Raw genomic sequence first — 7,324 nt, 5'->3', positions numbered from 1 at the left:
TTATTTTTCTCTCTTTCCTATCCCTCCCCCCTGTTGGGGGGGGGGGGGGGTCGGTGTCGTGTGTTTTTTAAAAAAAAAAAAAACCAACCCCCCCCCCCCCCCCCCCCCCCACCCCCGCTCTCACAGAGGATCGAGTCAAGCAGTGCGCAGGCGTTCCAGGCCGACAAACGGGCAGGCCGTCAGCAGCTCTTTGAGCGTTTGGCCGTCAGGCAGTTGCAGGTCGGCGGGGGCCAGCTCAGCCAGCGGGTACAGCACAAACGCCCGCAGGTGCATCTGGTAATGCGGCACTGTGAGGCGCGGTTCGTCGATCAGGCGATCGCCAAACAACAGAATGTCCAAATCCAGCGTGCGTGGCCCCCAGCGCTCCCGGCGCTCGCGGCCCTGGTCATTCTCGATGGCTTGCAGCGCATCCAGCAGTTCCAATGGCGCAAGGCGGCTATCCACGGCGGCAACCGCGTTGGTGTAGCGCGGCTGGCCGGGGAGCAGGGAGTCACTTTGATAGAACGCCGACACGCCGGCGAGGCGCGTGCCAGGCAACAACGCCAGCGCGTCAATGGCGCTGCGTAACTGCTGGTCCGGGGCAGCCAGGTTGCTGCCCATGCCGATGTAGATACGCTCCACGTTTATTCGCCCGCAGCGCCCGACGCATCGGCAGCGCTGCGTTTGCGCTTGGTGGAGCTGCGACGACGCTTCTTCGGCCCTTCGCTGGCGCCATCGCCTTTGCTGCCGAGGTCACGAATCATGTCGCGGCGCTGGCTGTCATTCGCGTCTTGATAGTCGGTCCACCATTCACCGAGGCCGTCGGTCTGCTCGCCGGCGTTTTCGCGCAGCAGCAGAAAGTCATAGCCGGCACGGAAGCGCGGGTTGTCCAGCAGCAGGTCGGCGCGTTTGCCGCTGCGGCGGGGCAGGCGTTCCTGCATGTCCCAAATCTCGCGGATCGGCATGGTGAAGCGTTTTGGAATAGCGATGCGCTGGCACTGCTCGGCGATCAGCTCGTGAGCGGCTTCCTGCATCGCAGGAATGGGCGGCATGCCGCGGTCTTGCAGGCGCAGTACGCGCTTGGGCAAGGCCGGCCACAACAGGGCGGCAAACAGGAACGCCGGGGTGACCGGCTTGTTCTGTTTGATGCGCAGGTCGGTGCTGATCAACGCTTCGCTGATCAGGGTATGGGTGTATGTCGGGTTGTATTCCAATGCCTCGGCACTGGCCGGGAACAATGGATCGAACAACTGCAGGTCGACGAGCATTTCAAACGTGTCGGCGGCATAGCCCGAGAGGAACAACTTCAGCACTTCTTCAAACAGGCGCGCCGAAGGAATTTCCCGCAGCATCGGTGCCAGCTCGCGAATCGGTGCGGCGGTGTGTTTCTCGATGCCGAAATTCAACTTGGCGGCAAAACGCACGGCTCGCAGCATGCGCACCGGGTCTTCCTGGTAGCGCTGCGTGGGGTCGCCGATCAAGCGGATCAGGTTGTTGCGAATGTCGTGTACGCCATTCGCGTAATCAAGGATGCGCTCGCTGACCGGGTCGTAATACAGGGCGTTGATGGTGAAGTCGCGGCGTTGCGCGTCTTCTTCCAGGCTGCCGTAAACGTTGTCGCGCAGGATGCGGCCGCTCTCGTTGCGAGAGGACTGGTTGGTGTCTTCCTCTTCATCGTTTTGCGGGTGCCCTGCGCGGAAGGTCGCGACCTCGATGATTTCGCGGCCAAAGTGAATGTGCACGAGTTTGAAGCGGCGGCCGATGATTCGCGCATTGCGGAACTCGGCACGCACTTGCTCGGGCGTGGCACTGGTGGCGACGTCAAAATCCTTGGGCGTGATATTGAGCAGCATGTCGCGCACGCAACCACCCACCAGATAAGCCTGGTAGCCGGCGTTCTGCAAACGTTCGACGATGTTCACCGCGTAGCGGCTGAATTGAGCACGCTGCAATGAATGCTGATTGCTGTTAAGCACTTCAGGCGTGCTGCGAATGTGTTGCGTACGACGCAAGGGAGAACGGAATGACTGGAACAACTTCTTCAGCATGGGATGCACTGTTTGAAGGAATGTTCGGCCATAACGAAGAATGACCGCATGATGGGCCGGGATTCTAGCATTTAGTCAGGGGATGGTGTAGGAACAAGCTGCAAGGCGTGCGCTGGAAGCTTAAAGAAGTGCGCAGATTGGGCAAACGCCAGAAACTACAAGGGGAGCCGAAGCTCCCCCAGAAGTAGTTGCGTGCTCTATTTTTATTATGGGTTGCGGGCTTCTTGTTTTTATTGATCGCCCTCGCCATGAAGCTTCACCTTCATGGCACTCCCAATCGGGAGCCAAGAGCAAACGGATTGCTTTGGTCGCTGTGTTGCTGATCTACGATCCAACCAGTTCAGGCTCTGCCTTAGGGCAGTTTTTGTTGTTCTCGGCCTGGTTGCGGGGCAAGCCCCAATTGCAACGCCTCTCCAAAAGAATCAGTTAGCTGCGCCTCCGCCGTGTTGTTTTTGTTATGCGTGAGTCGATTCGTCTTATTTTTATTGTCTTGTACAAAGCTTGTTATTGTTCTTGTACCAAGCATATAGCAGGGTGCGTGCCAACTTTTGTAGCGCCCAGTGAAACCGGGGGTTTGCTGGGTTTTCGGGTTTTTGAAGGGCGAAAAAAAGCCGGGGCTTCGTTACCGTAAGCCCCGGCTTTTGTTACGCGAAAAAGCTGCGGTAACAGTTTTTTCACATCTGAAGGTGTTACCTGTGGGGGCGCACCCTCACGTCTCGCTGGCCACCCCGGTCTTGCGCCTTGGAATGCCCAGGCGCTGGCGGCGTTCCCACAAGCACTTGCGGCTTACGCCAAGCTTGCGCGCAAGTTCGGTCTCGGTCATGTGGTCCTGATGCTCAAGGACGAAATGCTGGAAGTAATCTTCCAGTGACAAATCTTCCGTCGGTTCATGGCTGGTATTGCTACCGCCGCCCTGTTGCGGGGCCAGGCCGATAAAGTCGTCATCCTCCAAATCACTGAGTTCGATGTCGATGCCCAGCAGCTCGGCGGAAATTTCCGGGCTCTCTGACAAAATCACCGCGCGTTCGACCGCGTTCTCCAGCTCGCGCACGTTGCCCGGCCACGCGTAGTGCCGAATAGCCTGTTCGGCGTCTGCAGCAAACGTGAGGTCGGTACGGTTGATGCGCGCGCTCTGGCGCAGCAGGAATGCGTGGGCAATCTCGTTGACGTCGGCGCCGCGCTCGCGCAGCGGCGGCAGCTTCAGCGCGATGACGTGCAAGCGGTAGTACAAGTCTTCACGGAACTGGCCGATCTTGGCCAGGCTTTTCAAGTCGCGGTGGGTGGCCGCGATCAGCCGCACATCGACTTTCTGCGACTGCACCGAACCTACGCGGCGAATCTCGCCTTCCTGCAACACACGCAGCAAGCGCGCCTGAGCTTCCAGCGGCAGCTCGCCGATTTCGTCGAGGAACAAGGTGCCGCCGTCGGCCGCTTCGACCAAGCCTGCACGCCCGGCGCTGGCACCGGTAAACGCGCCTTTCTCGTGGCCGAACAGCTCGGACTCGATCAATGATTCAGGGATCGCTGCGCAGTTCACCGAAATCATCGGCGCCTTGGCGCGCCTGGACAGGTTGTGCAGGGCGCGGGCGACCAGTTCTTTACCGGTGCCCGACTCGCCCTGAATCAATACATTGGAGTCGGTGGGTGCGACTTTGCGGATCTTGCTGTACAGGTCCTGCATCGGTGGGCAGGAGCCAATAATGCCGATTTCGCCATTACTGTTATCCACGCCTGGCTTGTCTGCACCGTTGGCCGCTTTACCCGCAGGCCGCTGCTCGGCGGTTGCCCCGCCGGCCGACTGGCGGTCGCGCAGAATGCGCGCCACGGCCTGGAGCATTTCGTCGTGGTCGAAAGGCTTGGCGATGTAGTCGACCGCGCCCATCTTCATCGAGTCGACTGCCGAACGCAGGCTGGCGTAGCTGGTCATGATCAGCACCGGCGTGCCCTGCCCAAGCTTGATCAGCTCAGTGCCCGGTGCGCCCGGCAGGCGCAGGTCGCTGACAATCAGGTCGAACGTGGGGATGCTGAATCGCTCTTGGGCTTCCTGCACCGAGCCGGCTTCGCTGACCTGGTACTGATTACGTTCAAGCAGGCGACGCAAGGCAGAGCGGATAATGGTTTCGTCTTCGACGATCAAAATGTGCGGCATTGATTCAACTCTCTCGACGGTCTCAGTTCACAGCGGACGTCGCTTCGACATGACGCGGCAAAGTCACCCGAATACGGGTGCCGCGTTGGCTTTCGGTGTCAGCCGGGCTGTCGATGGTGATTTGTCCATAATGCTCTTCAACGATGGAATAGACCAGTGCAAGGCCCAGACCTGTCCCTTCGCCCGGGTCCTTGGTGGTGAAGAACGGTTCGAACAACCGGTCCATGATGTTTTGTGGAATTCCGCTGCCCTCATCTTCAACGATCAGGTCGACCGTGTGCTCGAAAGCCTCGGTCTTGACCCTTACCGCGCCACCGGCGGGCGTTGCGTCGCGCGAGTTGGACAGCAGGTTGATCAACACTTGGGCAAGGCGTTGTGAATCGCCGTCGACCCAGTGGTCCGGGTCGCACAAATTAAAGAACTGTACCTCGAAATTGCGCCGGTTCAAGGCCAGCAGCCCAATCGCATCCTGCGCCACTTCGGCCAGGCACACCGCTTCAGCCTGATTCTGATGGGCGCCTGCATGCGCAAAGCTCATCAGCGACTGCACGATGCGTGAAACGCGCTTGGTCTGCTCAAGGATTTGCCCGCTGATTTCGATGATTTCGCTGTCCTCTTCGCGCTCTTCCCGAAGGTTCTGCGCCAGGCAGGCGATACCGGTAATCGGGTTGCCGATCTCATGCGCCACACCCGCTGCCAGGCGGCCAATGCTGGCCAGGCGCTCGGAGTGCACCAGCTTGTCTTCGAGCATTTGCGTGTCGGTCAGGTCTTCCACCAGCAACACCAGGCCGCTGTTACCGGGCGCCAGCGGCTCGTCGATCGCCGCCTTGTGCAGGTTGAGCCAGCGGGTCTGGCCGTCCAGCGCCAGGTGCTGTTTGTGCAAGTGCTCGTCGGGCAGGTTGATAAAGCCTTGCAGCAGCTCTTTCCACGGGTCGCCCAAAGTATTCAGGCGCGAACCCACCACCCGCTGCGCGGCGATGCCGGTGAGTTCTTCCATGGCCTTGTTCCACATCAAAATCTCTTGGTCCTTGGCCAGGGAACACACGCCCATCGGCAGTTCCTGCAGGGTCTGGCGGTGGTAGCGGCGCAACGCATCGAGTTCGGCGGCGAGGCCGGTCAGGCGTGAGTGGTAATCCTCCAGCCGGCTCTCGATAAAATGAATGTCTTCGGTGACGTAGTTTTCGCCGCCGGCTTTGTAAGGCAAGAAGGTTTCCACCATGTCTTGCGACACGCTTGGCCCCATCAGGCCGGACAGGTTGGCTTCGATACGGTCGCGCAGGCGGCGCAGCGCATACGGGCGGCGCTCGTCAAACGGCAGGTAGAGGTCGCGCAGCGCTTGTTCGACCTCCTTTTGCGCGGCTTTCGCACCCAGCGGTTTGGCCAGTTGCGTGGCAAATTCCTGCGGTGAAGCGGCATGCAGCTCGCGGCGTTGCGGGCGCCGCACGTTGTCCACCGCGCAGGCTTCGGCGGCGCTGGTTTCTTCGGGGCTGGCGTTGGTGAACAGCGAGATCAAGGTGAACATCAGTACGTTGGCAGCCAGCGAAGCAATCGCCGCCATGTGCCAACTGGTGTCGTCCAGCACGTAGATCATGTTCAGCAATGGAATGTAGAAACCCTGCAGGTTGCCGACCAGCGGCAGCAGCATGGTCACAACCCACACCAGGATGCCGGCCAGCAACCCGGCGATAAAACCGCGCCGGTTGGCGGTCGGCCAGTACAGCACTGACAACACGCCCGGCAGGAACTGCAAGGTGGCGACAAAGGCAACGATGCCGAGGTTGGCCAGGTCTTGCCCGGCCCCCAGCAGCAGGTAAAAACCGTAACCGGCCATGATGATGGCGACGATCAGCGCGCGGCGCGTCCATTTCAGCCAGCGGTAAATGTTGCCCTCTGCGGGCGGCTGATACAGCGGCAATACCAGGTGGTTAAGCGCCATGCCCGAGAGCGCCAGCGTGGTGACAATGATCAACCCGCTGGCGGCCGACAAACCGCCGACATACGCCAGCAACGCCAGGGATTTGCTGTTGGCGGCAATGCCCACGCCGAGCGTGAAATATTCGGGGTTGGTGGTCGCGCCCAGCTTGAGACCTGCCCACAAAATCAGCGGCACCGCCAGGCTCATCAGCAGCAGGAACAGCGGCAGGCCCCAGCTTGCACTCACTAATGAGCGCGGGTTGAGGTTCTCGGTGAACGTCATGTGGTACATGTGCGGCATCACAATCGCCGAGGCGAAGAACACCAGCAGCAGCGTGCGCCACGGGCCTTCCTGTAACGGCGTGTGCAAGGCGGCGAGGGCAGTCTGGTTTTGCAATAGCCACAGTTCAAGCTGTTGCGGGCCATCGAACACGCCGTACAGCGCATACAGGCCGACGCCGCCGATGGCGATCAGCTTGATCACCGACTCGAAGGCAATCGCAAACACCAGGCCTTCGTGTTTCTCGCGCGTAGCGATATGGCGTGAACCGAAGAAAATCGTGAACAGGGTGATCAGCGCGCAAAAGGCCAGGGCGACGCGGTGCTGCACCGGCTCGCGGGTCAGGATGCTGATGGAGTCGGCCACCGCTTGAATCTGCAGGGCCAGCAGCGGCAAAACGCCGAGCAGCATGAAAATCGTGGTCAGCGCGCCGGCCCAGGTGCTGCGAAAGCGAAAGGCGAACAGGTCCGCAAGGGACGATAATTGATACGTGCGGGTGATCTTAAGAATCGGGTACAGCAACACCGGCGCCAGCAGGAACGCGCCGGACACCCCGAGGTAGCTGGACAAAAAGCCGTAACCGTACTGATACGCCAGGCCCACCGTGCCATAAAACGCCCAGGCACTGGCATACACGCCAAGTGACAATGTGTAGGTCAACGGATGGCGAATGATCGCCCGCGGAATCATTCCGCGCTCACTGATCCAGGCCACGCCGAACAGTGCAGCCAGGTAGGCGGCGCTGATCAGCAGCATCTGGGTGAGGCTAAAGCTCATCGGCATCTTTTTGGCTCTGCAGGATGAAGGTCACGACGATCAGGATCAGCCACAGCAGATACGGGCGATACCAGGCGCCCGTGGCGTCGATCCACCAATCCATGATGGCGGGAGAAAACAGGTAAATTCCGACGACCAGCAGCAGGACCAATCGATAGATGTACATGTTGGCCTCTG

General features: G+C 60.2%; 5 protein-coding genes. All 5 read right to left on the bottom strand.

Annotated elements, in window-relative coordinates:
* Positions 1 to 135: 135 nt before the first annotated feature.
* The 5 genes from folK to ACOZK9_RS22010 all read right to left on the bottom strand — a co-directional run bounded on the left by folK (position 136) and on the right by ACOZK9_RS22010 (position 7,313).
* Positions 136 to 621, bottom strand: a complete 486-nt coding sequence (gene folK, locus ACOZK9_RS22030) for a 2-amino-4-hydroxy-6-hydroxymethyldihydropteridine diphosphokinase (RefSeq protein ID WP_421556564.1) — start codon at positions 619 to 621, stop codon at positions 136 to 138.
* Positions 622 to 623: 2 nt separating this feature from the next.
* A complete protein-coding gene (locus tag ACOZK9_RS22025; RefSeq protein WP_058412534.1) occupies positions 624 to 2,027 on the bottom strand; it encodes a polynucleotide adenylyltransferase PcnB in 1,404 nt (467 codons plus the stop codon).
* Positions 2,028 to 2,736: 709 nt separating this feature from the next.
* Positions 2,737 to 4,176, bottom strand: coding sequence for a sigma-54-dependent transcriptional regulator (locus ACOZK9_RS22020; RefSeq protein WP_058412533.1), 1,440 nt, complete (start codon positions 4,174 to 4,176; stop codon positions 2,737 to 2,739).
* A gap of 22 nt (positions 4,177 to 4,198) precedes the next feature.
* Positions 4,199 to 7,153: a sensor histidine kinase gene (locus tag ACOZK9_RS22015; protein ID WP_421556563.1), complete on the bottom strand. Its 2,955-nt coding sequence runs from the start codon at positions 7,151 to 7,153 to the stop codon at positions 4,199 to 4,201.
* Positions 7,137 to 7,313 carry a hypothetical protein gene (locus tag ACOZK9_RS22010; protein ID WP_003176118.1) on the bottom strand — a complete coding sequence of 59 codons (177 nt, stop codon included), beginning with the start codon at positions 7,311 to 7,313 and terminating at the stop codon, positions 7,137 to 7,139. Before ACOZK9_RS22010 ends, ACOZK9_RS22015 begins: the two co-directional genes overlap by 17 nt.
* Positions 7,314 to 7,324: the final 11 nt, after the last annotated feature.

The sequence above is a fragment of the Pseudomonas kitaguniensis genome (assembly GCF_049199985.1).
Lineage (GTDB): Bacteria > Pseudomonadota > Gammaproteobacteria > Pseudomonadales > Pseudomonadaceae > Aquipseudomonas > Aquipseudomonas kitaguniensis.
This window is presented reverse-complemented; position numbering and strand designations above follow the sequence as displayed.